Here is a 26,004-nt window from a genome sequence, read left to right on the forward strand (position 1 = left end):
TCAGATTTATTGTTTTCAGAAAACACCCGGCGGTCATTTTGCCAGGTAACTGTCAATGGCCAGCAGAAGAATCGCATCCTTGGAGTTGCTGAGAGGCTGCAGCCCCAGTACCTCTTTAAACTTCTTGGTACGTGCAAGAACCGTATTTTTATGGACAAAAAGCTCCTTGGCTGCCTCAGCCGGACTCATGTTGGTAGATGCCAGTGCTGCTGCTGTGGTATGAAACAGTTCCTTGTCCAGATAATTGTCAATTACATTCCGGTAGCTTTCAAAAAGCGGGCTCAAAAGGTCCGGACTGATGCAGCCGGTCATGTATTCAATTAAATAATCATTGATAAAATAGAGGGTCTCCATTCTGAAATGGACATAATCCTCCAGCCATTTTAAGCAGCTGTATGAATTTCTATAGTGGATCAGGGAGTCGGTCGGTATCGTGTAATATAATTTAAGTTTGACTGAATCCTCAAAAAAACGTTTTTCAGCCAGTAAACTCATAAAATATTCGCTTAATTCTGTCATGCTGTCACGAAAAAACGCCGGCTCAAATTTCCGGTAGGATTTGATCAGTACCAGATGCTGCCCGTCGATGGGCAGGAGGATATCCTGGGGCTGTTTTTTTGCGGAGCCATAGCTCTGATATAAATATTGTATTGCCTCCTTTGCGTTGTCACCTGTGGAATGAATCATAATAGCCGCGCGGTACACATTATCCCGGATTCCCACTTCCGTAGCCAGCTGAAAAATGCGGGAGGGATTAATGGGCTGCTCAAATAACAGGGCATCCCGAAGCCTGCTGATATTCTGGGATTCAATTAAATCCGCCTGATTGGTCTGATTATTAAAAAAGAAGGATTCAATGGTCAGCTTGGCCATTTTGGCTATGGGCATGATGTCTTCACTGTCTCCTGAGACACCTACCGCACCGATGGGCTCCATACGGTGCAGCAAAAGAAGGTTAACGCCTTCCGTAACTCCCATCAGATCATCCGTGGCCGTGTCGATTATCTTTACGAAATTCTTGTTTTTAATAAGCTCATATGCAACCAGGTGAAAATCACCGACGCGGGAAGGCGTACCGCTGGCAATGACAATTCCCTTTTCATTCATGATATTGATATTGACCCCCAGCTGACGATGAATTTTTGCCACATAATCACGCGCAAGTTCTACATTTATCATTTGTAAACCTCCTGTCAGATGCCGTTTTCAGCCATTTTCGCTCTATCATAACACAGTTTATCATTTATCTAAAGATTTAATTGTTAAATAACACAAAAATAGAAAAAAGCCAACCATTTATAACAGCAAATCGAACAAATCTCTTGACCGGCCATGGGAGGTGTGTTAATAAAACAATGAAATTCACTATTATTGTATTGCTGATATAATGTAAATCCCCTCTGTTTCGGGTAAATTAAGGTTACAATATTTAATTTTGTTCTACATAACCACCCTTTTGTAGAATCAATGCATTTAAGGAGGAAATAAAATGAAAAAAATTTTTGCGTTTCCATTGATTACTCTGCTGTTGCTCGGCAGTGTAACCGGCTGCGGCAGCCGTAATTCCGCTTCAACCGACAGCAGCAGCGCTCCTGCTGCCAGCACCAGTGCAGAGACTTCCACAGCAGGCAATGTTGCTGATGCCTCGAAAGAAGACAAGTATGGAGGAAGTGTGACAATCTGCTATCCGGATGCACCGACCACATTCTTTCTTCCATTTTCCGCTTCCACCGGTGACAGGGCATCTGCCGCACCTGCCGTCGAATCACTGGGACGCCTTGATGCAGAAGGCAATACTTCCAGCTGGTTAGCGGAAACGATCAAATCTGATCCCGAGCATTTGACCTGTACCGTAACCTTAAAAAAGGATATCAAGTTCAGCGACGGAACAGACTTAAATGCAGAGGCTCTGATCTGGAATTTTGATAAGATGACAGAAGGAGGCAAGGCATCCGAACTGGGCAATCCGGTCTCCTATGAAGCAACGGATGATTATACCGTGGTTCTTACCTATGATTCCTGGCAAAACAACTGGGATACCGTTCTCGGTGAAGTATTTGTGTACTGTCCTTCTGCGTTTGAAGAGCATGGAGAAGATTGGGCAGCGATCAACCCTGTGGGAACAGGCCCGTTTGTCATTTCAGAATATGTAAAAGGTTCTTATGTAAAGTATGTAAAAAATGAAAACTATTGGATCGAAGGCCAGCCTTATCTGGATGAATTGACTATTTCCTATATTTCAGATTCAACGGCTCAGTTATCCGCGTTCATGAATGGTGAGATCGATCTTCTGGCTACAAATGATTCAACGGTTATTTCACAGCTGGACGGAAAATATACCAACATCGCCCAGGAAGCCCCGGATTTAGGACAGATCAAATATGTCATGTTCTGCAGCGGCGATAAATCCTCTCCGTTCTATGATACCAATGTACGGCTTGCAGTCATGCATGCCATTGACTGGGAGGGTTATGCCTACTCTCTCACCGGCGGCAGAGGCAGTGCCGTAACGCAGTTTGGCGTTCCAGGCGCCTGGTCTTACGACGAGGATTGTGATTTTGTAACGTTTGATACGGACCTTGCTAAGAAAATGTTATCCGATGCAGGCTATCCAAACGGCTTTCACACAACCATTACTACCATTGCCAGCAACAATAGCATTGCAGTTCTGCTTCAGGCATCTCTGGCCGAAATCGGGATCACCGCCGATATCAAAACAGTGGAAACGGCTGACTTTAATTCTCAGAAAGCAGAAGGGATTTATGACGGCGGTTTAATTACCGGAGCAGGCGCTTCAAAAATGGATTTCACAAATAACTACATAAGACTCTATTCATCAAAAGGTGTCAATTATTTAAATATGATGGCCCATCCAAAGGATTATGAAGATGCATTATTCGGTGCATTGGCCGCAACTACCCTGGATGAGAAAAAAGCCCTGTTAAAAGAGGCTTCCGTATCACTTGTAAATAAAAATGCTTTGTTGTTCCCTGTAGCTGCCGTATTCCCCGCATGCTATGTACAGGACGGGGTAGCTGACTCCGGCTTTTACCAGATCGTCAGCATCCAATGGACTCCGGAAGCAATATATCTTGCTAAATAGAGCTGAAAATGCCTTTGATCGCAGGTATATTTCTTAAGCAGATTTTAGAATAAATAAAACCTGCAGCCAGATATTCTTCATGAATCTTCTGACTGCAGGTTCTATTCTTTTGTTGAAGCTTCCGGGCCTAACCCTTCCGTCCAAGAAATATTCTTCTAAGCACCTCATAGCCCCCTGGAATCCGGTACTGGACCTGGATAAAAAACCTGGTTCTCGGTGTCAGTTCCTTATAATATCTTCGGAATTCCGGGTTCATGATCTCCTCAAATTGTCTGGTATTGACCATGGTATGATAATAGGTCCGTTTTAAGGCGCTCTTTGACGCTTCCCTGAAACGCCCGTCTGTGGCAGCGTCAAATTCCTCATATACCTTTTTCATGCGCTCATAGTAAGCATGCTGTTTTCTGGCATAATTCCCGCTCTTTCCTTCGGTTGTCCAGGAACCGGCAACGCCCACCCGGTAAGCGCTCATAGGCTCATCCATGTAATAACCGTACCCTTTTGCAGCCGCCATCATCTGCAGAGGCGTATCTCCCACCGGACAATCCACATAATAATCCGGAAGCTCTCTCACCAGACGGGAAGGAAACGCCATGGACGACATGGCATAACCGGAAGACTTGTCTATGATCTCTTCCGGGGAAAGAAGCCGGTTTCCACGGTAAGGACGCATCCGGCGTTCCGTCAGGGCCTTCCCTACCAGTTCGATCTTTGCGCTGTGTATGCAGAGGGTGCATTTCGGATGAGCCTCCAGATAATCCACCTGCTTTTGCAGCTTAACCGGTGAGACCCAGTAATCATCCCCGTCGCACATGAAGATATACTTACCCCTGGCCCGGGGGAAATTAAACGCTCCGCTGATATTATCAATTCCCTGGGAATACTGGTTTTCCGTCTGGATCAGAGGCTTCACCTTATCCGGGTACTTTTCTGCATATTCTCTTAAAATATCCCCGGTTCCGTCGGTAGATGCATCATCATGGACCAGGATCTCATATTCAAAATCTGTTTTCTGCATGAGAAAGCTGTCTAAGGCCTGTCTGATATAAGCTGCGTGGTTAAACGTAACACAGTTTATGCTGGCCATGATTTTGGAATCGGAATAACCGCTCATCCTTCCCTTCCTTTCTCCACGTTAATTTTAGTGATATATTCCTCATATTTCCTGGCAATATACATTCCCGTAATTTCCCCGCACGGCTCCATCGCCTCGGCCGTAAAGCATCTTAAATGGTTGGTAACACAGTCATATCCTGCCATGCAGGAAAATTCCACCCCTCCGGAAAAACGGGGATTGCACTCTAATATGTGAAACTCACCATCTTCCGTCTCAATGAATTCAAAATTTACGCAGCCATTGATTTGAAGACCATTTGCAATATCCCTGCACACCGCTTCTAATTGGCTGTCTGAAAACACCAGAACCGAGGTCCCCGCACCGTTTTGCGTCCGCAAAAGCTCCTTCCTGCAGATAACCGCAGTCTCCCCTGTTTCTGCCTTCCTTACGATATCCGCGGTTATGACGCTCCCTTTATAAAATGGCTGCACCACAAAATCCTCCGGATTGCTGCAGCCCAAAAGGCCTTTCAGTTCCACGCCTGAATGAATATAATGAAGGCCCTGGCTGCTTCTTCCATTAAATGGCTTAACGACTGCAGGATAGGTTATAGTATCCGGGTCAGCCTCACATAAGTCCATGGTAGGAATGGGGTTTCCTAAGCCTTTTTCTTTTAAAAAACGGTAAAACCTTCTTTTGTCCCTGCATATGCTTAGAGTTTCCTCCGACGGCAGGCATAACGTAACTCCTGATTCTAAAAACTCCCTGCGGCGCCGGTTTAATACATCTGCCTCCACATCGGTCAGGACGATGAGCGCCTCCGCCCCCTCTTCCCTGCAGATTTCCATTATGCGGCCTGTATACCTTTGTTCCTCAGCCGCACAGGGAACCTGATAAAAGGAAGCAACGCTGCCGGAGTCAGCAATCCATTCCCTCGGGTAAATATCGCACCCGATCACCCGGATTCCACTTTTTTTTAAGTTTTTAATTACAATATCCGCTGAAAATGAACCGATTGCGGTCACCAATGCTGTATTCATGGTTTGCCTCCTAATGATTCAGACATACATCGAGTGCCTGATACCAGCCTATCCGGCATTTATTATTATATCGCAGATACGGTCGACCTGATCAAGAGAAAGTTCGGCGTAAAGGGGCAGGGTCAGTACGCTGTCCGCCGCCTTTTTTGCCTTAGGAAGGCTCACTCCTTTAAACCGTTCCCGGTAGCAGTCAAAGTCCGTGATCAGCGGGTAAAAATATTTTCTGGCAAAAATATGGTGGGATGCCAGTAAGTCATATACCTCATTCCTGGTTAATGGAAAGCCGTCAAATACCACAGGAAAATATGCATAATTCGGACGGATTCCTTCCTTCGGCCCGGTCAGGCGGATGCCGGGGATTCCTGATAAACGCTCCCGGTAACGCTCTGACACCAGCCTGCGCTTTTCGATGTTGTCGTCCACATGGCGGAGATTACAGATCCCCATGGCTGCCTGAAACTCATTCATTTTCGCATTGCCGCCTATATACTCCACAGATTCCTTGCCGGTTATTCCAAAATTTTTCAAATAATTGAACAGAATTTCCAAAGACGGATCATGAAAGGCCACCGCACCTCCCTCTATGGTATTGTAGACTTTTGTGGCATGGAAGCTGAACATGGAAGCATCTCCGTAAGTTCCGATCCCTCTTCCATTTACTTCCACGCCAAACGCATGAGCGGCATCGTATATCACTTTCAGATTATACTTTGCGGCAATTCTTTCGATCTTGTCCACATCACAGACGTTGCCATAAACATGGACCGGTAAAATAGCGGAGGTCTTTTCCGTGATCAGCTCCTCGATCTTATCTGCATCTATGGTATAATCATCTTCCCGGATATCGCAGAACACCGGGGTTAAATTATTCCTTACAATGGCATGTGTGGTGGACGCAAAGGAAAACGGGGTCGTGATCACCTCTCCGGTCAGATTCATAGCCTGCAGAGCCATTTCAAGAGCCATGTGTCCGTTGACGAACAGCAAAAGATTCCGCACCTTTAAATACTCCTTTAACTGTTCCTTTAACCGGTCGTGAAATTCCCCCATATTGGTCATCCAGGCAGTTTCCCAAATCGGCTTGATCTCTTCTATAAATTCTTCATAAGAAGGCATGGAAGCCCTCGTTACTAATATTTCTTTCTCTTCCGGTAACATAATGCCATTATCCTCCGATTTCCTATGTTTCCTCTTTCTTTCCCGCCGGTCAGATGGAAAACATCTGTCCCAATGTCCTGATGCAGGTACTTTTCAAAAATTTGTATTTCCAAATAGTGCATATCTTTCCCACCCGGCTTTTCTGCGGAAGCCTTACGAATTGTTCCAGGACCTCTCTCTGTTCCCGGGACAGCTTCTCTTCATAACAGTTCAAAAAAAGCTCCGCCTGCCGAAACATTTTCCGGTAATTTTCCCGGACCCGGTCCCTGTTTTCAAACCGCTTTTTATACTGTTCCAAACCGCTTCGGGAACCGACCTGATTGCCTCCGTGCTGCCGGTAAAGGACCAGGGGCCGGTCAACGTAGGCGATCCTTCCAAAGCAGCTTGCAAGAAGCCCAAGCCACCAGTCGTGCATGACACATTCATCCGGAAAATGTATCAGGAATCGAAGGAAAGCTTTATTGATCATCACCGTATTCCCGGTGATGTTATTCTCAACCAGATAATGGCTGAGCCGGTTATCATGAACTGCTATTTTCTGGTATGCTGCCATGGATTCGTGAAGAATGCGCCCCTCCTCATCCGTAACCGACAGATCACTATGAACCAGCAGCGGAATGTCCGTTCCGTAATCCGCTTCCATTCTCTTCATTTCCCGTAACGTAGCCTCCACCTTATCCGGAAGCCATACATCATCCTGATCACAAAGCATGACATACTCATCCGTTACAGCTGCCAGAAGGCGGAAAAAATTATTCTGGGCACTGCCGGACCTTTCGTTATTTTCAAGGCTTTTTACCCGGTCCGGATACCGTTCCTCATATTCCCGGATTATGGCAGGGGTTCTGTCTTCCGAAAGGTCATCGGAGATCACGATGGTCAAATCCGTAAAAGACTGGTTCAAAACAGATTCAATCTGCTTTCCAATGTATTTTTCTCCGTTATAGGATGCCAGAAGCACCGATACCACACGTCATTCCTCCTTCCGGGCAAAGAAAGGGACTTTCTACCAGGACAGTCCCAAAATTTCAGTTAAAAACCAGATCTCTGCCATGAGAAATTCCAGGAAAGCTCTTACCAGGCATTCCTGAAACCGGTTGATTCCCAGATAATTTTTATAGTAATGGAGCTTACTCTTATGAAGAAGCGCCTGTTTCTTTAAAATGGATCCCACATTCTTATTGATCGACACAGAATGGAGGTGTACATAGGACCGGTTTAAAAGAAGTATTGTCCGGTATCCCTTTTTCTTAAGCGTAAACCCCAGGATCTTTTCTTCATAATATAGGAAAACATCCTCATCATAAAGGCCGCATTCCATAAGGGCTTCTAAGTCCGCCATGAAAAGAGAGCCTGCTACAGCGTCCACATAAGCGTACCGTTCCTTCCCGCTTTGTGCCCTTCCAGGATCAGCTTTTAATTCCGGCCTGTCATTCAGCCAGCGCTTCAAAAGCCGTCTGGTAATAAGTCCGGTATCAAGCAGATCCCCAAGCAGACCGTTAAGCCGCCAGCTTGACAAAGCAATGGCTCCTGTTCCGTCTGTGGTAACTGCTGCCGCCACTGCCAGGCGGTTTACCCGGAAAAAGGATTCCTTCATGGCCCGTATGCATTCCTCTGAAACCTTTACATCCGGATTGGCGATCAGTACATGGGTGGCATGAAGCATCCGGTAAGCATACCGGATCCCCTGGTTATTGCCATAGCCATAGCCTCCATTCCTTTCAGAGCGGATAAAATGGACCTTTCCTCCGGCTAGCTCCTTTAGCTTCGCAGCAGAATCATCGGTGGAATGATTGTCCACAATGACAATGGAATCCAGCGTTTCGTAACCCGATATGGATTTTACCAGACCTGTGGTGGTTTCCGCGTCATTATAATTGAGAATGATACAGCTAATATTCATACCCGCTCCTTTTTAAGAACCTTTTCTGGAATTGATCACCTGCATCCCAAACCGGCGGCTTACAAAATCCCGCAAGGATGGACATAAAAAAGTGGCATAATCCATCAGGTGATAGAAAGCCATATAAAGACGGCTTCCCTTTTCCTTCGGCGTCCCGGCCCACGGGGTACGGGAGAGATAATATTCATAAACCCTTCGGTAGTGGTTTCGGTTTCCCTGCTTCCATGGCCTTTCATCTCCCATGAAATGCAGGATGGAAGGATGCTTTTTGGCCTGCAGAAAACCTTTTTTCGTGAGGTTTCCATAAACAGGGGATAACCTTACCAAATGGCCGTACCGGAAATACCGGTAATTGGTGAAAAAATTATACCGGGGAGATAATGGTTTGATTCTCCCCTTTAAGGCTCCGTTAATGGTATCCTGGTCGCCGGCAAAGAGCTTCCCGCCCATGGAGCAGTAAAAATCCAGAAGCTGCTTCTGGGCGTTTTCCTCCCTCCAGCGCTTTAAATCGATCAAAAGAACGCCGGAATTAAAATAAGGAGCCTCCGGCAAAAGACCGATTTCTTCCTTAACAGACGGGTATATGGTAGGTTCCATCACCGCGCCCAGCATAAAGGTACCCAAATCCTTTTCCCACAGGCTTTTTAAGGACGTAAGCACCACGGTATCGCAGTCCAGATACAGCACCCGGTCTGTTTCCTCCGGAAGGACCTCTCCTAAGAACAGCCGGGCCATGATGCTCAAATCAAAACCGCCCGTATCCACTTTATAGGAGAACCGCTCCTTTAAATCCCCCAGTTCTATGACCGTTAACTTCCGCCCGAATGCATCTGCTACTGTCTTAAGGCGCTCTCTGGTCTGTCCGGATAAGCCCATGGACAATATATATACATGGATATCCGGAACCTCCCTGTTATGCTCCAAAAGGGAATCGAGTGATACTGCCAGATGTCTGGCATAATTATCGTTGGAAGCGTATACAACGTTCATAGATTCCTCCAATTCCGTATCTTATAAGGCTCTTATAAAAATTCTGTTTCCGCAACCTTCATGGCGGATTCAATCACTTTGTCCATGTCATAATACTTATATTCGCCTAGCCGCCCGCCAAAAATCACCTTTTCTTCTTTCTCCGCCAGCGTGGCATATTTCCGGAATAACTCCTGGTTTTTCTCATCATTGACCGGATAGTAAGGTTCCATGCCTTCGCTCCAGGTTACCGGATATTCCCGGGTTATGACGGACTTCGGCTGTGTCCCGAATTCAAAATGCTTGTGTTCGATGATCCTGGTATAAGGAGTCTCCCTGTCTGTGTAATTCACAACCGCTACTCCCTGGTAATTATCAGTATCCGCCACTTCCGTTTCAAACTTTAAGCTCCGATACTCCAGCTTGCCGAACTGATAGCCATAGTAAGCATCAATGGTGCCCGTGTATACAACTTTATCTCCCAATCCATCATAATATTTTTTGTTTTCAAGATAATCCGTACCTGTTTCAATATCACAGCCTTCAAACAGCTTTTCAATTATCACATTGTATCCGCCGATCGGAATTCCCTGATACAAATCATTGAAATAATTGTTATCATAGGTAAAACGTACGGGAAGGCGCTTTATGATAAAAGCAGGCAGGTCCTTACAGTCCCTTCCCCATTGCTTTTCCGTATAGCCTTTCACCAGCTTTTCGTAAATATCCGTCCCCACAAGACTGATCGCCTGTTCCTCCAGATTCCCCGGTTCCCCTTTGACATAAGCCTTCTGTTCTTCGATCTTTGCTTTTGCTTCTGCCGGGGTAGACACGCCCCACATCTTACTGAAGGTGTTCATATTAAAGGGCATATTATACATCTCGCCTTTGTAGTTCGCCACGGGACTGTTGGTATACCGGTTAAACTCTGCCAATTCATTTACAAACTTCCATACCTTTCTGTTACTGGTATGAAAGATGTGGGCTCCGTAACGGTGTACATGAATCCCTTCCGTCTCTTCACAATAAATGTTGCCTCCAATATGATCCCTTTTTTCTATTACAAGGCACTTTTTTCCTTTTTGTCTGGCCAGATATGCAAAAACACCGGAATAAAGCCCGCTGCCGACCAGGACATAATCATACTTTTTCATCATTTTCAATCTCCTGTCTTTGTTATAAACTGTGTTCCATTATACTAGAACCGAAATGAATTGTAAACTCTCTATAAAAATGGAGGTCTGATATTGTTAATTCTCTGTATTCTTCCCCATTACGGTTAAATAGAAAGGATGGGATCAGCCCTGTCATGAAAAGGCTGATCCCACCCTTATATTTTAATTAATAGAATAACCGGTTAACCGCGCTGAAGATACCCCGAATAGACGCTCTCGTAATGTTGGAACTGATGCCTACCCCATAGGTAGCCCGGCCTGTTTTCACATCCAGCAAATGGATGTAGGAAGCTGCCTCTGCTCCGGAACCGGAGGTAAGCGCATGCTCGTAGTAGTCCAGAACCCGGATCTCGATACCAAGTTCTTTTTCCAGACCTTTCTGTATCGCATCGATGGGCCCGTTTCCGACTCCCTCGAAGGTCTTCTCTACGCCGTGGTCCGTATAACGGACCTTGGCAAGTGTGGAGAACTCCACATCGTCCTCTGCCTCTGTGATCTGACACTTGAGGAAGTGAATGGGTTCTTTCTTATCTGTGTAGTTATTCCGAAACTCATCCATGATCTGTTCAGGAGCAACCTCACCCTGCTTCTCGGAAATTGCCTGAATCACATCTGCAAATTCCTTGTGCATGCCCTTCGGAAGCTTGAAGCCATAGAAGGTATCCATAACAAAAGCTACGCCGCCCTTGCCGGACTGGCTGTTGATCCGAACGACAGGCTCATACTGCCTGCCGATATCCGATGGATCGATGGGCAGATATGGAACCTCCCAATAAGTATTGTTTCGCTCATGCATGGCCTGCATGCCCTTGTTGATGGCATCCTGGTGAGAACCGGAAAAGGCAGTGAAGACAAGCTTGCCCGCATACGGATGTCTGGGCTCCACCTCCATCTTGGTACAGCGTTCATACACATCTACGGTCTCACGGATATTCTCAAGATTAAGCTCCGGATTGATCCCCTGGGAAAACATGTTATAAGCAACGGTTAATACATCCACATTTCCGGTACGTTCCCCATTTCCTAAAAGCGTACCTTCCACTCTCTCAGCTCCGGCCAGCAAAGCAAGCTCTGTGGCTGCAATACCGGTTCCCCTGTCATTGTGGGGGTGAACGCTTAAAATGATGCTGTCACGGTTTTTGAAATGAGTGTTCATCCATTCGATCTGATCCGCATAAACATTGGGAGTCGTCATCTCCACCGTAGACGGAAGATTAAAAATGATCTTCTTATCCGGTGCGGCTCCCCAGGAATCCTGTACCGCGGTGCAGATATCAAGGGCAAATTCCAGTTCTGTTCCGGTAAAGCTCTCCGGAGAATATTCGAGAACCACTTCTCCGTCAAAGCCCTGCATATACTGCTTTACCCACTCCGTACCCTGTACGGCGATCTCCTTGATCTCATCCATATCTTTATGGAAGACCACATCCCGCTGCAAGGTGGAAGTGGAATTGTAGATATGCACAATCGCTTTTTTAATTCCCTTAAGAGCCTCAAAGGTCCTTTTAATCAAATGCTCCCGGCACTGGACCAGAACCTGAACCACCACATCATCAGGAATTAACTTTCTTTCCACAAGCTGCCTTAAGAAATCATATTCAATCTGGGACGCAGCCGGAAAACCAACCTCAATCTCTTTGAAGCCCAGTTTGATCAAAAGGTTGAACATCTCAATCTTCTCTTCCACAACCATGGGCTCAATCAAAGCCTGGTTCCCGTCTCTCAAGTCAACACTGCACCAGATCGGTGCTTTCTTAATCTCTTTGCACGGCCATTGTCTCTCCGGGTAGCTTACCACCGGCACTCTTTTATATCTCTGATAATTCAACATGTCTTATCTCCTCCATAATCAATCAGTCGTCTGTTCTGTCTCTTAACAAGCGTCACAGGCTTTGGAGTCGATAAATCACGCTGTATTTCTTGACAATGAACAACGTGGTTTTTAAAGGTCTAACCCCATCTTTCATCATTCCTTTGCATTAGAATCACATGCCGCGACTCTGACAGTATGCCACGGTAAAGTGTTATGTTATTATAGCACGACTAAAAATGACTTACAACAGGAAAATAAAATTTCTGCTGTAAGCCATTATTCTAACATGCTTTATTTACTCAGCTGCAAAAGCTTGGATTTTAACTCGCCTTCCATCCGGCTTAATTCCGTCTCCGCTTCCCGGCGTTTGGCTCTGCCCTCTTCCTGGATCCGGACCACTTCATCCAGAGTCGTTATGAGGGATTCATTGGTTTTCTTAAGGGTTTCCATATCCACAATTCCCCGCTCCGATTCCCTGGCCGTCTGGATGGTGGCAGTCTTTAATACTTCCGCATTTTTCCGCAGCAGATCATTTGTCATATCCGATACTTCCTTCTGGGCTTTTGCGGCCTGCTCGGAATGGCTGATGCCGATGGCAAGAACCATCTGGCTCTTCCACAGCGGTACGGTGTTGACCAAAGTGGACTGGATCTTCTCAGTCATCAAGGTATCATTGTTCTGGACCAGACGGATCTGAGGAGCCATCTGAATGGATATCATACGGGTGAGCTCTAAGTCATGAAGCTTCTTCTCAAAACGGTTGCACATGGCTGATAAGTCATTGGCTGCCTGGGCATCCTCCGGAAGGCCGCTCTTAGCCGCCCGGTCCATCAAAGCCGGAAGTTCCTCCTGCTGCACCCTGGAAAGCTTCCTCTTTCCTGCCAGTATATACATGGTCAGCTCTTTAAAATAAGCTGTATTCAAATCATACATCTTGTCCAGAAGAGCGATATCCTTTAACAGCTGGATCTGATGGTTTGAAAGAACCTTGCAGATCTGGTTCACATTGGTTTCCGCCCTGGCATATTTGGCCTTCATGCCCTCCAGCCGGTTTACACTCTTCTTGAAAAAGCCGAAAAAGCCTTTTTCCTCTTCTTCTGCTTCAAAGCTCTTAAGCTCGGTCACCACTCCTGACAACATCTGTCCGACCTCCCCCAGATCCTTGGACTTTACATTGTCAAGGGCAGCTTCGGAGAAATCAGCAATCTTTTTCTGGGCTCCGGCACCATATTGAAGGACGAGATTGGAATCCTTTAAATCGATCCTTGCCGCAAAATCAGCCACCTGTTTTTCTTCCTCCGGTGTTAAATCAGCTTCCAATTCTGCCTTCGCCTCTTCCGGAACGCCCGGCCTGTAAAGCAGTTCGTTTCCTTCCTTCCGGCTGTCGAAAGCGGTGTCCGGAAGGGGAGTCAATGTCAGTTCCGGAGCTTCTTTTAACATCTCTTCAATATCCTTACTCATTCTTCGTTCCTCCTGTGAAATCACTTTCTGCCCAGCCATCCTTTTTTAACATAGTCTGGAGAACGGATGCATCTGTCGTTATATCCAGGGCGGCATCCTGGTAAAGGTCATCAAGCAGCCGCTCAAAGGCCTGATTAATGGTATCCAGAGTTCCTTCTATCTCTTCCTTGGCAGAAGCTATATTGGTCCCTCCGGTTCCAACGCTGTCAAAATCCCGGTATGTGGTTACCAGCTTCACCGTTGTGGGAAGGTAATATTCCATAAAACGTTCCATCTCTTCCAATTGCTCCGGGTGCTTTGAAACCGTTTCAAAAATCCGCCGGATCACGTCTTCCAGCCGGGAAATTTTTTGGGAAATAACCTCTCCCGGAATGGCATCGTTGGCCTCCCGTAAAATTCTCAAATAATTGCGGCCCGCAGCCATCATCTGCTCCAGTTCCTCCGGTTTTCTGCCGGATCCCTCCCGGGCTGCTTCTTCCTTTGCTTTCTCCTCCAGGGCCTGCTCCCTTTCTCTTTCCTTTCGTGCCTTCTGGCATTCCAGATACTGCTTATAGGTAGCTTCACCGAGGATCAGGCATGTCTTTTGTTCATCTAAATAAGCTTCCCGGAAAATTCCCAGTTCAATCATTTTCTGCACATCTTTTACCACATAATCACGGGACCGTCCGATATTGCCTGCCAGTTCCTCTATGCTGCAATACATCCGCTTTCCGGACTGCTTTAAATAAATCCCTGCCCTTTTTAAACGGTCCCTCATGGATATGCCGGAGCGAAGCATGAATCCAAACATACCTCCCAATGCCAGTAAAAAGACGGATGCACCGGCCACCGCCCATATGACAGGCTTCACCACAAGCGCAATGATCCATATGCACAAAAGCAGCAGAAACATAAGCCCTAAGCCAATGCTGCCGAAAACCGTATAAAGGATTCCCGCTATCCGGCCCTGCTGGTTTAACGATATCATATCCCCACGGGTAAAAGGAGCGTTGTCACGGCTTGTCCTTTGCCGGTCATCTTGGCTCGTCTGGAACGCCCGGTAGCCCGGCCCATCCGGGTTCTCAGCCCGGTTTAATGATTTTCCGCCCCGTCCGGAGCTTTCCTTTTTCCCATTTTGCTGCCCATGTCCTGCTGCGGTTCTTTCATATTTCGAAGCTCTTTCATATCTCGAAGCTCTTTCATATTTTGAAGTTCTTTCATATTTCGAAGTTCTTTCATATCTGGTGCTTTTTATCAGTTGGTTTCTGGCTTCATCCAGAGCAAAATTAACCGTATCGGATATGGTTCTGTTCAGTTGTCTGAAATCCATGGAATCGATGGCGTTCTGCACCGAATCCCGGATCTGATCTCCTAAATTTGAAAATTCTTTATTATCCATATGCCTTGGTCTCCCAAAATCAAACTTTGTGCAGCTTTTATCATACCATGAATTGTCCTGATTTACAATTAAAACAAAAAGGGCCGTTACATATTCCTCACATATAAAAAAGCAGGAAGTAACCGGAAACCGGCAGCCCGGCCGTTTTTCCGATCACTTCCTGTTTTATTTTACCATCCGCTAGGGAAGCAGATGTCCTCTCTGTTTCATCACTTCAATGACCTGTTCCACATATGCTTCACATGTTTTCAAATCAGCTGCTTCCACCATAACGCGTACCACCGGCTCAGTCCCGGACTGGCGCAGCAGGATCCTTCCGCTGTCCCCCAGGCTCTCTGCCACCTTTTCCACTTCGGCTTTCACTGCCTCATCCGCCTGAGCCGCACCCTTATCGTGAACACGGACGTTTTTAAGCACCTGAGGATAAATCTTGAGTTCAGAAACCAGCTTGGCAAGGCTTTCCTTCTTTTCCAGAATGACCTCCATCACCTTTAAGGAGGTCAGAATGCCGTCTCCTGTGGTAGCATGTTTACTGAAAATGATATGGCCGGACTGCTCCCCGCCCAGACAGTTTCCATATGTTACCATATTTTCATAAACATATTTATCGCCCACTGCCGTTTTATCATATTCAATTCCTTCCCGTTCCAGGGCTTTGTACAATCCGAAATTGGACATAACGGTAGTTACAACCTTATTATTCTTAAGGATTCCCTGTTCTTTCATGTATTTGCCGCAAATGTACATGATGGCATCTCCATCCACCACCTGTCCGTTTTCATCCACTGCGATACACCGGTCCGCATCTCCATCGTAGGCAAAACCCACATCAGCCCTCACTTCTTTTACGAACTTCTGCAGCTGTTCAATATGGGTGGAACCACAGCCTGTATTGATATTTAAACCGTTGGGCTCATTGCTTATGACATGGGTCTCTGCTCCCAGGGCATCAAATACATTCTTGGCTATGGCAGAGGCGCTGCCGTTTGCGCAGTCCAAAGCCACCTTTTTGTTCTTAAAGGATCTGGTGGCTATGGAAATCAGATAGCCGATGTAACGGTTTCTTCCGGCCGCGAAATCTACAGTACGGCCGATTTTATCGCGTTTTGAAAGAGGCAGCTCTCCCATCTCCCCATCCAGATACTTTTCAATCTCTGTGATTACGTCCTCTTCCAGCTTCTCGCCCTTTTCATTGATAACCTTAATCCCATTGTCATAATACGGATTATGGCTGGCGGATATCATGATTCCGCATGCAAAGCCTTCGGTGCGCACCACATAGGATACACTCGGGGTCGTGGTAACGTGAAGCAGGTAAGCATCGGCTCCGGAAGCAGTAAGCCCCGCAACCAGGGAGTATTCAAACATATAGCTGCTGCGTCTGGTATCTTTTCCTATTACAATTCTGCATACTTCATCCGGGTCCTTCTGTCCATAGTACCAGCCTAAAAAGCGGCCTACCCGATAGGCATCCTCCACTGTCAGCGTAACATTGGCTTCTCCGCGGAAACCGTCGGTTCCAAAATACTTTCCCATATAATATCTCCTTTTTCCAGTCTGCAGTTTTCACAGAATCATATGTAATATACCATAAAAGCCCCTATTTTTCAACCTGGGGCACTTCACAGGCGTATAGAATGGTCCGTGCATCCTGAAACTCATAGCTGCAGGTCACAAAGGACCAGAGCCGCCCGACGGGCTCCTCGGGCTTCTGCAGAAACGGGCCTCCCTTTATCATCTCTCCGACGTATGCCTGAAAGCTCTCCTCTGTCTCAAACGCGGTTTTCCGCCGGACCGGAGCCGAATCCGTGTAAAAAGCGGTTATGGGCCTTAAGCGGAATTCCCTCTCAGGCGTGTATACCGTAATATCCTGGTGCTCCTTAAAAAAGGTCTCGTCCTTGTATTTTACAAGGTCTTTAAACATGGCTCCGTTTTTCATATGGTGCCCATATATTATGTTATGCCTTCCGGAAAAGTCAGGTTCGCTCTCGAAATCAAGAAAAATGGCTCCGGCCGCGCTTTTATTGCCTTCGAAATCCGTATCCAGATAGGTATCATTGTTATCCGTCTGTACAATGGGGTAGTCAATCTCCGTACCCCCGATCTTGATCCAGCCTACGATGTCCGGGTTGATTTTCCGAAGTTCCTCAAACCGGATGGGCGAAACATAAGTACTGCTTTTATCTGTTTCCGGGACAGTTTCTTTCGTCACCCCGGCTGTATCCTCTCTTGCCAGTTCCGCCAGGCTTTCGTATTGACGTTCCGTACGGTCTTCTGTCCGGAAATCAGAATAGAGCATCCCTGCGCCGATGGCCAAAAAAACAGCGGCCAGTATAAGAACACCAAGGGCCAAATTTTTTTTCTTCATGCTTTACTCCCGCCTTCTCTTCGTTTTTAAGTCCCCCTAAGTATACTTTATTTTTATAAAAATCACAATCTTTTACAAGCAGCCCTAGACTTTTCGACTATTTTTCTATATACTTATGTTAGAAAATGCAATTATGGAGATGTTTATGAAAAATCTAGAATCAACCATTTATGTGAATATGCTGGGAGGATTCTCCATATCGATCGGAGATAAGGCGATTGTAGACCAGAACAATCAAGCTAAAAAGCCATGGAGCCTTTTGGAATATCTGATTACCTTTCGGGGCCGGGACATACCGGTGGAGGAGCTCATTGATTTATTCTGGAAGGATGAGGCCAGCAACAATCCGGCCGGGGCGCTGAAAACCTTAATGTTCCGGGTCCGGAAGCTTTTGGAGCCGCTTGGATATCCCACACAGGAACTTATTTTCCAGAACCGGAAGGCCTATGGCTGGACCAAAGACCTTATTACGGTCTGCGATACGGACCGCTTTGAAGATCTGTGCCTGCAATCGGAAGCCGCCGATCTTTCGGAAGACGCACGCTTATCCATTTGTATGGAGGCATTTTCCCTGTATAAAGGGAATTTCCTTCCCAAGTCCGAGTGGGAATCCTGGGTCGTGCCGATCCATACCTATTATCACACCCTTTACCAAAAGCTGATCCGCAAAACTCTGCTCCTGTTGGATGACAGAAAGGATTACCCTACTATCATCGATGTTTGCCAGCAGGCCATTGCAATTGATCCTTATGGGGAGGATGCCCATTATTATCTGATCTACGCCCTGTACCAGAGCGGCAACCAGATGATGGCCATGGAACATTATCAACGGGTAAACGATATGTTCTACAATGAATTTGCCATCACCCCTTCCATTCGTTTTAAAGAGCTTTACAAACTGATCAGCGATAAAAAACACGGAATCACCATGGATTTAAGCACCATACAGGAAATCCTATTAGAAGGAAGTACAAGCAAGGGCGCCTTTTGCTGTGAGCCCTCCGTGTTCCGGGACATCTATCAGCTGGAAGCAAGAGCGATCGAACGTACCGGAGACTCGATCTTTTTATGCCTTCTGACCATCAGTAATTTAAAGGGAGAGCTTTTAAAACCGGCTGTTCAGACCCGGGCCATGGATGAGCTGGGTGAATCCATCCGCAACTCCTTACGCCGGGGCGACATTTTCAGCCGGTACAGCGTAAGCCAGTATCTCATGCTTCTGCCCACTGCGACTTATGAAAACGGGGAAATGGTTTTAAAACGAATTATCCAGAATTTCAAAAAGGAATACTCGAGAAAAGACCTTTCCATTACCTATTCGCTGCAGAGCATTATGCCCAGCAATGCTTCTTACCAGAACAATGCCATACATAAAAACATACCTACAGGAGGAACATGATGTTACAGGATGACTATGTTACACTCACGCTTGAAAAGAAAAAGAACATCGCACTCATCGCTCATGACAATGAAAAGCACGCTCTGATAGACTGGTGCAAGGAGCACAAGGGTACACTGGAAAAACACACCCTTTGCGGAACCGGAACAACAGCCCGCATGATTACAGAGCAGACAGGCCTTCCCGTAAAAGGCTATAACAGCGGCCCCTTGGGAGGGGACCAGCAAATAGGTGCAAAGATTGTGGAAGGGAGGATCGATCTGGTGATCTTTTTCTCCGATCCTCTGACAGCCCAGCCCCATGATCCGGATGTTAAGGCGCTCCTGCGCATCGCCCAGGTTTATGACATTCCCATTGCCAACACCAGGGCAACCGCTGATTTTATCATCACTTCCCCGCTTATGGATAACACCTATGAGCATCAGATCATCAATTTTAATAAAAACATCGCGGACCGTGCAAAAAACCTGTAGGATTACAGCTTTTTGTCATACATTTAATTTTTATTAAAAGATATCAGGAAAGAGGCAGGACCCTGCCTCTTTTCCTTTCCCTAAACCCTTAACCGAAAACCCGTTCACACAGCTTTATATATTCCTGATAGGCAGGAAAATCTTCAAGCCCGGATAAGCGTTTCGCGATTCCTTTATAATACCAGGCATGTTCTGATTTATCCTTTTCGTTAAAACGCTGCCAGAGATCGTCCCCGATCAAAAGCAAATCTCTCGCCGTAGTCCGTAAATTGCTCAGCTTGTCCGCCAAAACAAGAATCTTACTTTCTCTCGAAGCGGTCTCCAGATGGTCAAGTGTCGCACTTTTGCGTTCTTTCCAGCTTTTCGTCTTATCTTCTGTTTCTTCCATTACAAGTCCGGCCACCCGGTTTCCGAATTCTGACCTAAGCTCATCTTCCGTAACCCCGGCATCCTCCGCCACATCATGAAGAAGGGCGGCACAGATAAGTTCCTCATCCGTTACCATCAATGCAACGATCACAGCAGTCTCCAGCGGATGGACGATATAGGGTACCTTCGTCCCTTTTCGAAAGGTTCCCTCATGGGATCTGGCTGCAAACGCAACGGCTTTCTCGACCATACTGCATCTCCTTTTGTTTCTTTCCTATATATTAACACAATTTATTACGATTTAACAGACCGTGTTGTAAAATAGCTTAAGAAATCGTAGTTTTCGGCTTAAAACCGTGGTTTTAGATACTTTTTGTATCACCATCTATTACCACCTTAAAGCAGTCAAAATCAGGAAGGATTCAGATAGCTGTGATGTTCTGGCATATTTCCGATGATCCAGGATGCGATCCGGCGTTTGCTGCCTGGATCATGTAATAATGATTTTACTTTGTTAACTCCTCTCTCTTTCCGGCAATAAAAAAACTACCAGCTCAATACTGATAGTTAGTAATTTTCTTTATATATTAAATTTTATTACCTTCGCATAATGCTCATATTCTACAATTGATCAACATATTGTTTTGCTTCAAGTAAATCCATTTTGGTTTGTTCCCTGATTTTTTTAATAGCTTCGACCTTTTTCCCATCCCGTTTTAACTGAATAGCTTGCTCTTTTAGTTCATCAGAAACCCAATAAGAAGATAAATCCTCATGACCTGTCAGTTTTGCTAATTGATTCAGTCGCTTTTCTTGATCTTGAATCACCTTTTTTAATGTAGAAATTTCATTATATGTCAAAAGTCCGACAACACACATCAACACAATTGTATAGCTTCCCATTTCATTTTTCTCCTCATGTATTTATATAGTCTTCACTAATAGAGTATCATCCAGCTCGCTAACTATCAATATTAAGTTATCAATGTACAAAATATTTTAATTCACCCGGCTGAATCTATCCGCCAGATGCCCTCTCCAGCCAGCCACCGCTAACTCAGACCAAGGAAAAACGTTTCGATCAAATATTACTTTTGAACAATTATGTTCACTATATGCGTTAGATAAAAACTTGCGTATTGCTGTAATGGCTGCTATGTTGGATTTGGAAGAACATATCAAAGAAGCTGTTGCAGATGTTATTACAAAATCATTTGGTACACGCCAAGATGAGTATTTACAATATAGAAATTACCAAAATAAGCGCAAATACAAACTTGAAGATTATTACAATGCAGTCAAAATGCAGTCAGATGATAAGGTAAGAGCCTTCAAACACTCATAAACACGGCATTTCGTAAGAATAAATTAAATTTATTACGATTTAACAGATAATCTTGTAAGAAGCTTCATTTTCTGATATGCTTAGAAACGTAAAAACTATCAGGAGGAAAGTTAATTCAGTATGAACCAGTATAATAATCAATCCAGACCCAACCGCAGGAAAACAAACTCCGGTTACCAGCACGATACCGGACGAAGCGGTTTCCTGACGGTCCTTCTGTTTTATGTGCTTCCTTTCATCGTTGTCAATGGCCTGATCTTCTTTCTAGTAACAGCCAAACCGGAGGGTGAGGTCACGATCAATGAAAGCAGCGATTATATTTCTACAACTATGGAATTAAAAATCAAATCCCTGCTTCCCATTAAAAACGTGGAACTGGCTTTAGACGGAACTCCCATTGAAGCCGTGAAGACAGGTTCAAAGACCTACACAGCAACCCTTAAAAACAATGGCATGCTTAAGATAAAGCTCACGTCTTTCAACAAAATGAAGACCATTTTAGATGAACAGGTCAATGTTTTAGATGATACGCCGCCTGCTGTAAAGGACAATCTGTTTGAAGACGGAATCCTTTCCTTCCGTTTGGAGGACACCCAGTCCGGCGTGGACTTCTCGTCCATTTCCGCATGCGATGATGACAACCCTGAGATTCTTCCTCTCTCCATTGACCGGAGTACAGGTCTTATAACGTTTGAAATGAAAAAGGAAAATATGACCATTAAAGCCAGAGATAAAACCGGAAATGAACTTCATGTTACTTTTAATCCAAAGGGCGAGAACATAGAAGAGGCAGAAATGGAAAGTGAAGAGGCAGAAGAAGGATCCTTAGAATCGTCCGAAGCAAAAACCTCCCGGACTTCCGGGCAATAGACGGCGGAGGCTTAAGTGTATTTTTGAAGCTGTTTTCTTGCAGTTACCCACAACGCCTTTGGTGTTCGGCTATATCCTTCCCTCTACCAGGCGGATTTGAGACTTGCACTCGTTAGAGTATGCGCCTACTAGGCGCACAAAAGACAGCACATTGCTTATCAAAGCAAGATGCTGTCTTTTTTACATATAATATTTTTATAGTAAAGCATGTACATACAACGCTATCTTAATAAAAATAGCAACCATATGTGAACTCCATCCTTACACTATTCCATGTACATATTTTTCTATACCCTCCCTCAAAGTCAGCATATTTGAAAAAAGGCATACTTTACTTTATTTATTTATACAAAAGAACAGTGAATATAGCTATTTACACTATTTATGAGAATTATACTTGACATATCTCACAGAAAAATACACCAATACTTTCATACTTAGTATCTTCAAAATAACTACATTACCGCACCAGAAGATAAATTAAATATATTATTGATGTATTTCTGTAAATAATTATTGAATTAAAAACCATTTTTCCCTTTATAAACTTTTTTTAAAACAGAATATAGACAAAAGCCTATTATGGAACCAATCATGTTCATAATTATATCGTCGACATCAAAATATCCTAACGATGTTATTAGCTGAAACACTTCAATTGCTAGAATTAGCATTAGCGATACCAAAAAAGTCTTAAAAAAATTATTACATTTTTTATGTGTAATTGGTAGCAAAAAACCTAATGGTATGAAAGCAATCAGATTACCTAAAATACTTTTTACAGCCCACCACTGATAACGGTACTCTAATTGAACCTCTATAGAATTAAAAGGAACTAAATTTACATTCCAATTCCCCTTTGATTTGTTCGTATTTATAGAATTCATTCTATCAAATAACTCATTAATAGAGCCATTAAATTTTATGACTATAACTATAAAAAGTAATAATAAATATACATACCAAAGATAAGTGATTTTCTTGTTATTCATTTTATACACTCCTATAATAATGAAACAGAGCCATATCAATAATTCGACAATATCGTTTCTTGATATGGCTCTTATTTAAAACAAGGTTCTTTTATTGTGATATTGAACCATTGAATGAATAACGGTTAGAGTTTGTTGGAACTTCAAAGCAAACATAGTATTTTGCAGAAGCGCTCAACCCAGAAAATGAAGCAGATCCCACATCACCGGATATAGTAATTGTTTGGGATTTAACTTCTTTTTTAGATGAATTAAATATACGGATGGTAAGCTCATCCTTTGTTCCACCATACTCCTTAATGAGTTTCCAATCTTTCACTGTTACATTCATTGTTTTAGAACCTGTTAGCCACTTGCTCGTATAAATTCTGTAACCAAAATCTTTTGCCTGATAACTATATGAAGATACTGACAAATTGTGTATATCCGCACCACTTGAAGGGGGATTGGCTCCATCTAATACAATTCCAGAGTATGTAGGAGGATAAGGGCTAAGAGTGTCGGGAGTTCCAGCTGCAAAAGCAGAAATACTTGTGCTAAATAACATTGCAAGTGATAGCAGAACAACAACAATTTTTTTTAATTTCAACATTTTCTGTTCTCCTTTCTCAAAACAACATTTTTCTTAATCAAGTAATAAATCTTCTAATAACAATGGTATCACCTTCTTTCGTAATTTTGAAGCATTTTTTCAAACTTTTTAAATTTAAAATGCCTGTGGTTTTAATAATGTATTTTTTTACTGACTCAATATTAATATAATTTTATCAAAATGTCAAGTGTCTATAAATTTTTATTGTAATAATATTTAATTACATTTTAATTAAATTATTATTGAAGTCAAAGATATTTCCTGATAATATAGTAGTATAATCCGAAGGTTGGTGACATTAATATGAAAAGCAAATTACCCAAAATTAGTGAAAAAGAAAAAGATATTATGTCAGTTTTATGGTGTTCTAAAGATCCCTTAACTGCATCTGAGATTACTCAAAAGGGAAATGGACTAAATATCAATACTGTGCAAGCATCTATGCGCAACTTATTAAAAAAACAATATATTAAAATCGCTGATATTGTTTATAGTGGCACAGTATTAACCAGATGTTATGAACCCATTATAAGTGCCGAAGAATACGCTGCTGATCAACTACACTCTATGCGATTGAATACATTAAATTTTTCAACAGTTAATTTTATCGATCACTTTTTGAAAGATAGTGAACCAGATATCCTAGATAAATTGGAAGATATAATAAGGCTCAATAAGGAAAAACGAGGTGATTAAAAATGTCGTTCTCTCTAATATTAACAAATTGTCTATTCTGTGGTTTTGCAGCGTTAATATTAGTTCCTATTTTAAGGTGCCCTAATTCTTTAACTTATAAAAAGGGGATTCCTATTTTTGTAATCATAATTTTAATTTTTTTCAAATTACTTATTCCGCATGAATATTCATTCACGCATACTTTGGCATCTAAAAATATTTTGCCTGTTATTTACAGAATAACTCACTTTAATTTAATAAAAAATATAACCATTGGAACTATATTTTCCTGGATATGGTTTTCTGTCATGATATTGATGTTAACTCAAGTAACTATAAATCACCAAAATTGATGAGAGTACTTCTTTTAGTCCCATTAACTACTAACCAAGGGATCATTCATATACTAAAAAAACTCTGCATTTTAAAAAAAATCAGCAATATACCTCGGATTATTCAATTGGATTTGAATACAGGACCGTTTGTCACAGGTTTTCTAAAGCCAATTATAGTTTTGCCTATTCAAATTTCAAATGACGAAGCTAATTTCATAATCCACCATGAATTGGAACATTTATTGCATCACCATATTTTAATTAGGGCATGTATTGAAATAATTTCAATTATTTATTGGTGGAATCCTATTATCTGGATCCTACGCAGAGAAATTATTTACTCTTTGGAATTACAGGCAGATGCAAACGTAATGAAAAGTCTATCAAGTTCAGTTAGTTTTTCTTATTTGGAAACTTTGGTTAAAATGTCTAGGCAAATTGATAAAAACCAAATTAATAATCTAGCTTTACCATTTTCCATGAAAAATAGCATGATAGAATATCGCATTAAGACTGCTTTAAAGTCTAATAATTTTTTAAATAATAGAAAAAGCTTTATATTTTATGCTGGACTGTTACTTTTATCCATCGTGGCTCTGCTTTTTTCATTTATTTATACATTTGAATCATATGAAGTAAATCCTACGGAGGTCGAGGGAACATTTTCTGTCAATTCTAAAACTGATTATTTAGTATTACAGAAAGATAAGTCCTATGACTTATACATAAATGACAAATACGTGGTGAATTTCTCAAGTATTCCTGAAGAGTTTTCTGGATTATCCATATATTAAGTAAGATGATTTTTAGATATACAGAGATTTTCATTAACCTTTAATGCTTGCTAAGTAAATGTCAAATTAAAAATCCGTATAACATGGACATCTAAAATTTTTTTATAAAGTTTTTGGTTTTCGCCGTTTTGATTGAATTATTAATGAGTGATAGCAGATAAGAGACTATTATATATGTCTGTAGTTAATTTAGTGGAAAGTTTTAAGATAAACATTTTGTTTACTTAAAAACTTATTAAATTTAAGTATTATAGAATTTCTCAAATACTTAACTAATAATTAAAGGAGGTATATAGGCATGAAAAAGCTGTCTAAAATTTTCTATGTTTCACTTTTGGTTGCTGTTATTTCAGGAGGCATTAAAACACAGGTATATGCATATACATATACTCCTGTACCCAATTCAGTAGAAGAACCATCCGTTTGGCCACAATCCGATATAATTGAATGGCGATACAAAACAGAAAATGGGAAGTTATATAAACGGCAATATAACTATACAAAAGTTAAATGGATTGGAGATTGGAAATAAGTTACTTAAGCAACTTATTGGGATAATAGAAAGCTACATAAAACAAGTATATGATCCAGACGCTGACAGCCGTATATTCCCCTCAACCAAAGCACTGCTTTATGGAGAAATGAAACGGCCTGCTCCAGGAGCGGCACAAAACAAATCAGAATTCATGAGTTCCACCATACCAAAGCCTCCCATTGGCTTGAAGATGGCATGAA

Annotated in this window: 25 protein-coding genes; 8 read left to right on the forward strand and 17 right to left on the reverse strand. The window is 43.2% G+C overall.

The features are described from left to right. Window positions 1-33: 33 nt before the first annotated feature. Window positions 34-1,179: a CdaR family transcriptional regulator gene (locus tag BQ9856_RS18575; protein WP_077612354.1), complete on the reverse strand. Its 1,146-nt coding sequence runs from the start codon at window positions 1,177-1,179 to the stop codon at window positions 34-36. 310 nt (window positions 1,180-1,489) lie between these two features. Between BQ9856_RS18575 and BQ9856_RS18580 the strand changes: the two genes are divergently transcribed. Beyond that, entirely contained in the window at window positions 1,490-3,103 is a 1,614-nt protein-coding gene (locus BQ9856_RS18580) for an ABC transporter substrate-binding protein (protein WP_077612355.1), read from the forward strand. A 127-nt stretch (window positions 3,104-3,230) separates the two neighbouring features. Here BQ9856_RS18580 and BQ9856_RS18585 read toward each other — a convergent pair whose 3' ends face one another. The 12 genes from BQ9856_RS18585 to srtB all read right to left on the reverse strand — a co-directional run bounded on the left by BQ9856_RS18585 (window position 3,231) and on the right by srtB (window position 17,425). Beyond that, complete coding sequence (locus tag BQ9856_RS18585; protein WP_077612356.1) at window positions 3,231-4,217, reverse strand: glycosyltransferase family 2 protein; 987 nt, start codon at window positions 4,215-4,217, stop codon at window positions 3,231-3,233. Continuing rightward, complete coding sequence (locus BQ9856_RS18590) at window positions 4,214-5,200, reverse strand: ATP-grasp domain-containing protein (protein WP_077612357.1); 987 nt, start codon at window positions 5,198-5,200, stop codon at window positions 4,214-4,216. The genes BQ9856_RS18585 and BQ9856_RS18590 overlap by 4 nt, the downstream gene beginning before the upstream one ends. Before the next feature lie 48 nt (window positions 5,201-5,248). Continuing rightward, window positions 5,249-6,358, reverse strand: a complete 1,110-nt coding sequence (locus BQ9856_RS18595) for a DegT/DnrJ/EryC1/StrS family aminotransferase (RefSeq protein ID WP_077612358.1) — start codon at window positions 6,356-6,358, stop codon at window positions 5,249-5,251. A 49-nt stretch (window positions 6,359-6,407) separates the two neighbouring features. Continuing rightward, the gene (locus tag BQ9856_RS18600; protein ID WP_077612359.1) at window positions 6,408-7,328 is read right to left on the reverse strand and encodes a glycosyltransferase family 2 protein; all 921 of its coding nucleotides are present in this window, start codon (window positions 7,326-7,328) and stop codon (window positions 6,408-6,410) included. A gap of 36 nt (window positions 7,329-7,364) precedes the next feature. Next, window positions 7,365-8,261 carry a glycosyltransferase family 2 protein gene (locus tag BQ9856_RS18605; RefSeq protein ID WP_077612360.1) on the reverse strand — a complete coding sequence of 299 codons (897 nt, stop codon included), beginning with the start codon at window positions 8,259-8,261 and terminating at the stop codon, window positions 7,365-7,367. A gap of 12 nt (window positions 8,262-8,273) precedes the next feature. After that, a complete protein-coding gene (locus BQ9856_RS18610) occupies window positions 8,274-9,251 on the reverse strand; it encodes a glycosyltransferase family 8 protein (RefSeq protein ID WP_139348728.1) in 978 nt (325 codons plus the stop codon). A gap of 32 nt (window positions 9,252-9,283) precedes the next feature. Next, the gene (glf, locus tag BQ9856_RS18615) at window positions 9,284-10,384 is read right to left on the reverse strand and encodes a UDP-galactopyranose mutase (RefSeq protein ID WP_077613446.1); all 1,101 of its coding nucleotides are present in this window, start codon (window positions 10,382-10,384) and stop codon (window positions 9,284-9,286) included. Between the two features lie 187 nt (window positions 10,385-10,571). Then, window positions 10,572-12,236: a 2-isopropylmalate synthase gene (gene leuA / locus BQ9856_RS18620; RefSeq protein WP_077612362.1), complete on the reverse strand. Its 1,665-nt coding sequence runs from the start codon at window positions 12,234-12,236 to the stop codon at window positions 10,572-10,574. Window positions 12,237-12,509: 273 nt separating this feature from the next. Further along, window positions 12,510-13,679: a toxic anion resistance protein gene (locus BQ9856_RS18625; RefSeq protein WP_077612363.1), complete on the reverse strand. Its 1,170-nt coding sequence runs from the start codon at window positions 13,677-13,679 to the stop codon at window positions 12,510-12,512. Further along, entirely contained in the window at window positions 13,672-15,057 is a 1,386-nt protein-coding gene (locus tag BQ9856_RS18630; RefSeq protein WP_077612364.1) for a 5-bromo-4-chloroindolyl phosphate hydrolysis family protein, read from the reverse strand. Before BQ9856_RS18630 ends, BQ9856_RS18625 begins: the two co-directional genes overlap by 8 nt. 180 nt (window positions 15,058-15,237) lie before the next feature. Next, window positions 15,238-16,593, reverse strand: coding sequence for a phosphoglucosamine mutase (gene glmM, locus BQ9856_RS18635; protein ID WP_077612365.1), 1,356 nt, complete (start codon window positions 16,591-16,593; stop codon window positions 15,238-15,240). A 64-nt stretch (window positions 16,594-16,657) separates the two neighbouring features. Next, window positions 16,658-17,425 (reverse strand): class B sortase, encoded by a 768-nt coding sequence (gene srtB / locus BQ9856_RS18640; protein ID WP_077612366.1) that lies wholly within the window; start codon window positions 17,423-17,425, stop codon window positions 16,658-16,660. Window positions 17,426-17,570: 145 nt separating this feature from the next. Between srtB and BQ9856_RS18645 the strand changes: the two genes are divergently transcribed. Continuing rightward, window positions 17,571-18,824 (forward strand): BTAD domain-containing putative transcriptional regulator, encoded by a 1,254-nt coding sequence (locus tag BQ9856_RS18645; protein ID WP_077612367.1) that lies wholly within the window; start codon window positions 17,571-17,573, stop codon window positions 18,822-18,824. Beyond that, complete coding sequence (locus BQ9856_RS18650; protein ID WP_077612368.1) at window positions 18,824-19,297, forward strand: methylglyoxal synthase; 474 nt, start codon at window positions 18,824-18,826, stop codon at window positions 19,295-19,297. Before BQ9856_RS18645 ends, BQ9856_RS18650 begins: the two co-directional genes overlap by 1 nt. Window positions 19,298-19,385: 88 nt before the next feature. Here BQ9856_RS18650 and BQ9856_RS18655 read toward each other — a convergent pair whose 3' ends face one another. Both BQ9856_RS18655 and BQ9856_RS18660 read right to left on the reverse strand, forming a co-directional pair. Continuing rightward, window positions 19,386-19,916 (reverse strand): HD domain-containing protein, encoded by a 531-nt coding sequence (locus tag BQ9856_RS18655; protein ID WP_077612369.1) that lies wholly within the window; start codon window positions 19,914-19,916, stop codon window positions 19,386-19,388. 371 nt (window positions 19,917-20,287) lie between these two features. Further along, a complete protein-coding gene (locus BQ9856_RS18660) occupies window positions 20,288-20,569 on the reverse strand; it encodes a 50S ribosomal protein L7/L12 (RefSeq protein WP_077612370.1) in 282 nt (93 codons plus the stop codon). Between the two features lie 109 nt (window positions 20,570-20,678). Here BQ9856_RS18660 and BQ9856_RS18665 point away from each other — a divergent pair, with 109 nt between their 5' ends. Further along, window positions 20,679-21,011: an Abi family protein gene (locus tag BQ9856_RS18665; RefSeq protein WP_077612371.1), complete on the forward strand. Its 333-nt coding sequence runs from the start codon at window positions 20,679-20,681 to the stop codon at window positions 21,009-21,011. A 120-nt stretch (window positions 21,012-21,131) separates the two neighbouring features. Next, window positions 21,132-21,881, forward strand: a complete 750-nt coding sequence (locus BQ9856_RS18670) for a hypothetical protein (protein ID WP_077612372.1) — start codon at window positions 21,132-21,134, stop codon at window positions 21,879-21,881. A gap of 521 nt (window positions 21,882-22,402) precedes the next feature. On the opposite strand, the gene BQ9856_RS18675 is transcribed toward BQ9856_RS18670, so the two are convergent. Further along, window positions 22,403-22,873, reverse strand: a complete 471-nt coding sequence (locus BQ9856_RS18675; RefSeq protein WP_077612373.1) for a VanZ family protein — start codon at window positions 22,871-22,873, stop codon at window positions 22,403-22,405. A gap of 91 nt (window positions 22,874-22,964) precedes the next feature. Continuing rightward, the gene (locus BQ9856_RS18680; protein ID WP_077612374.1) at window positions 22,965-23,465 is read right to left on the reverse strand and encodes a hypothetical protein; all 501 of its coding nucleotides are present in this window, start codon (window positions 23,463-23,465) and stop codon (window positions 22,965-22,967) included. Between the two features lie 303 nt (window positions 23,466-23,768). Between BQ9856_RS18680 and BQ9856_RS18685 the strand changes: the two genes are divergently transcribed. The 3 genes from BQ9856_RS18685 to BQ9856_RS18695 all read left to right on the forward strand — a co-directional run bounded on the left by BQ9856_RS18685 (window position 23,769) and on the right by BQ9856_RS18695 (window position 25,801). Next, a complete protein-coding gene (locus tag BQ9856_RS18685) occupies window positions 23,769-24,161 on the forward strand; it encodes a BlaI/MecI/CopY family transcriptional regulator (protein WP_077612375.1) in 393 nt (130 codons plus the stop codon). A gap of 331 nt (window positions 24,162-24,492) precedes the next feature. Further along, on the forward strand, window positions 24,493-25,269 hold the full coding sequence (locus tag BQ9856_RS18690; RefSeq protein ID WP_268875618.1) for a M56 family metallopeptidase: 777 nt from the start codon (window positions 24,493-24,495) through the stop codon (window positions 25,267-25,269). Window positions 25,270-25,567: 298 nt separating this feature from the next. Beyond that, entirely contained in the window at window positions 25,568-25,801 is a 234-nt protein-coding gene (locus tag BQ9856_RS18695) for a hypothetical protein (RefSeq protein ID WP_077612377.1), read from the forward strand. Window positions 25,802-26,004 lie beyond the last annotated feature (203 nt).

The sequence above is a fragment of the Clostridium sp. Marseille-P2415 genome (assembly GCF_900155545.1).
Taxonomy (GTDB): domain Bacteria; phylum Bacillota; class Clostridia; order Lachnospirales; family Lachnospiraceae; genus Lacrimispora.

Coding starts and splice junctions, on each gene's coding strand:
- BQ9856_RS18575 (WP_077612354.1), bottom strand. CDS start 1,179: ATGATAAATGTAGAACTTGCGCGTGATTATGTGGCAAAAATTCATCGT.
- BQ9856_RS18580 (WP_077612355.1), top strand. CDS start 1,490: ATGAAAAAAATTTTTGCGTTTCCATTGATTACTCTGCTGTTGCTCGGC.
- BQ9856_RS18585 (WP_077612356.1), bottom strand. CDS start 4,217: ATGAGCGGTTATTCCGATTCCAAAATCATGGCCAGCATAAACTGTGTT.
- BQ9856_RS18590 (WP_077612357.1), bottom strand. CDS start 5,200: ATGAATACAGCATTGGTGACCGCAATCGGTTCATTTTCAGCGGATATT.
- BQ9856_RS18595 (WP_077612358.1), bottom strand. CDS start 6,358: ATGTTACCGGAAGAGAAAGAAATATTAGTAACGAGGGCTTCCATGCCT.
- BQ9856_RS18605 (WP_077612360.1), bottom strand. CDS start 8,261: ATGAATATTAGCTGTATCATTCTCAATTATAATGACGCGGAAACCACC.
- BQ9856_RS18610 (WP_139348728.1), bottom strand. CDS start 9,251: ATGAACGTTGTATACGCTTCCAACGATAATTATGCCAGACATCTGGCA.
- glf (WP_077613446.1), bottom strand. CDS start 10,384: ATGAAAAAGTATGATTATGTCCTGGTCGGCAGCGGGCTTTATTCCGGT.
- leuA (WP_077612362.1), bottom strand. CDS start 12,236: ATGTTGAATTATCAGAGATATAAAAGAGTGCCGGTGGTAAGCTACCCG.
- BQ9856_RS18625 (WP_077612363.1), bottom strand. CDS start 13,679: ATGAGTAAGGATATTGAAGAGATGTTAAAAGAAGCTCCGGAACTGACA.
- BQ9856_RS18630 (WP_077612364.1), bottom strand. CDS start 15,057: ATGGATAATAAAGAATTTTCAAATTTAGGAGATCAGATCCGGGATTCG.
- glmM (WP_077612365.1), bottom strand. CDS start 16,593: ATGGGAAAGTATTTTGGAACCGACGGTTTCCGCGGAGAAGCCAATGTT.
- srtB (WP_077612366.1), bottom strand. CDS start 17,425: ATGAAGAAAAAAAATTTGGCCCTTGGTGTTCTTATACTGGCCGCTGTT.
- BQ9856_RS18645 (WP_077612367.1), top strand. CDS start 17,571: ATGAAAAATCTAGAATCAACCATTTATGTGAATATGCTGGGAGGATTC.
- BQ9856_RS18650 (WP_077612368.1), top strand. CDS start 18,824: ATGTTACAGGATGACTATGTTACACTCACGCTTGAAAAGAAAAAGAAC.
- BQ9856_RS18655 (WP_077612369.1), bottom strand. CDS start 19,916: ATGGTCGAGAAAGCCGTTGCGTTTGCAGCCAGATCCCATGAGGGAACC.
- BQ9856_RS18660 (WP_077612370.1), bottom strand. CDS start 20,569: ATGGGAAGCTATACAATTGTGTTGATGTGTGTTGTCGGACTTTTGACA.
- BQ9856_RS18670 (WP_077612372.1), top strand. CDS start 21,132: ATGAACCAGTATAATAATCAATCCAGACCCAACCGCAGGAAAACAAAC.
- BQ9856_RS18675 (WP_077612373.1), bottom strand. CDS start 22,873: ATGAATAACAAGAAAATCACTTATCTTTGGTATGTATATTTATTATTA.
- BQ9856_RS18680 (WP_077612374.1), bottom strand. CDS start 23,465: ATGTTGAAATTAAAAAAAATTGTTGTTGTTCTGCTATCACTTGCAATG.
- BQ9856_RS18685 (WP_077612375.1), top strand. CDS start 23,769: ATGAAAAGCAAATTACCCAAAATTAGTGAAAAAGAAAAAGATATTATG.
- BQ9856_RS18690 (WP_268875618.1), top strand. CDS start 24,493: ATGAGAGTACTTCTTTTAGTCCCATTAACTACTAACCAAGGGATCATT.
- BQ9856_RS18695 (WP_077612377.1), top strand. CDS start 25,568: ATGAAAAAGCTGTCTAAAATTTTCTATGTTTCACTTTTGGTTGCTGTT.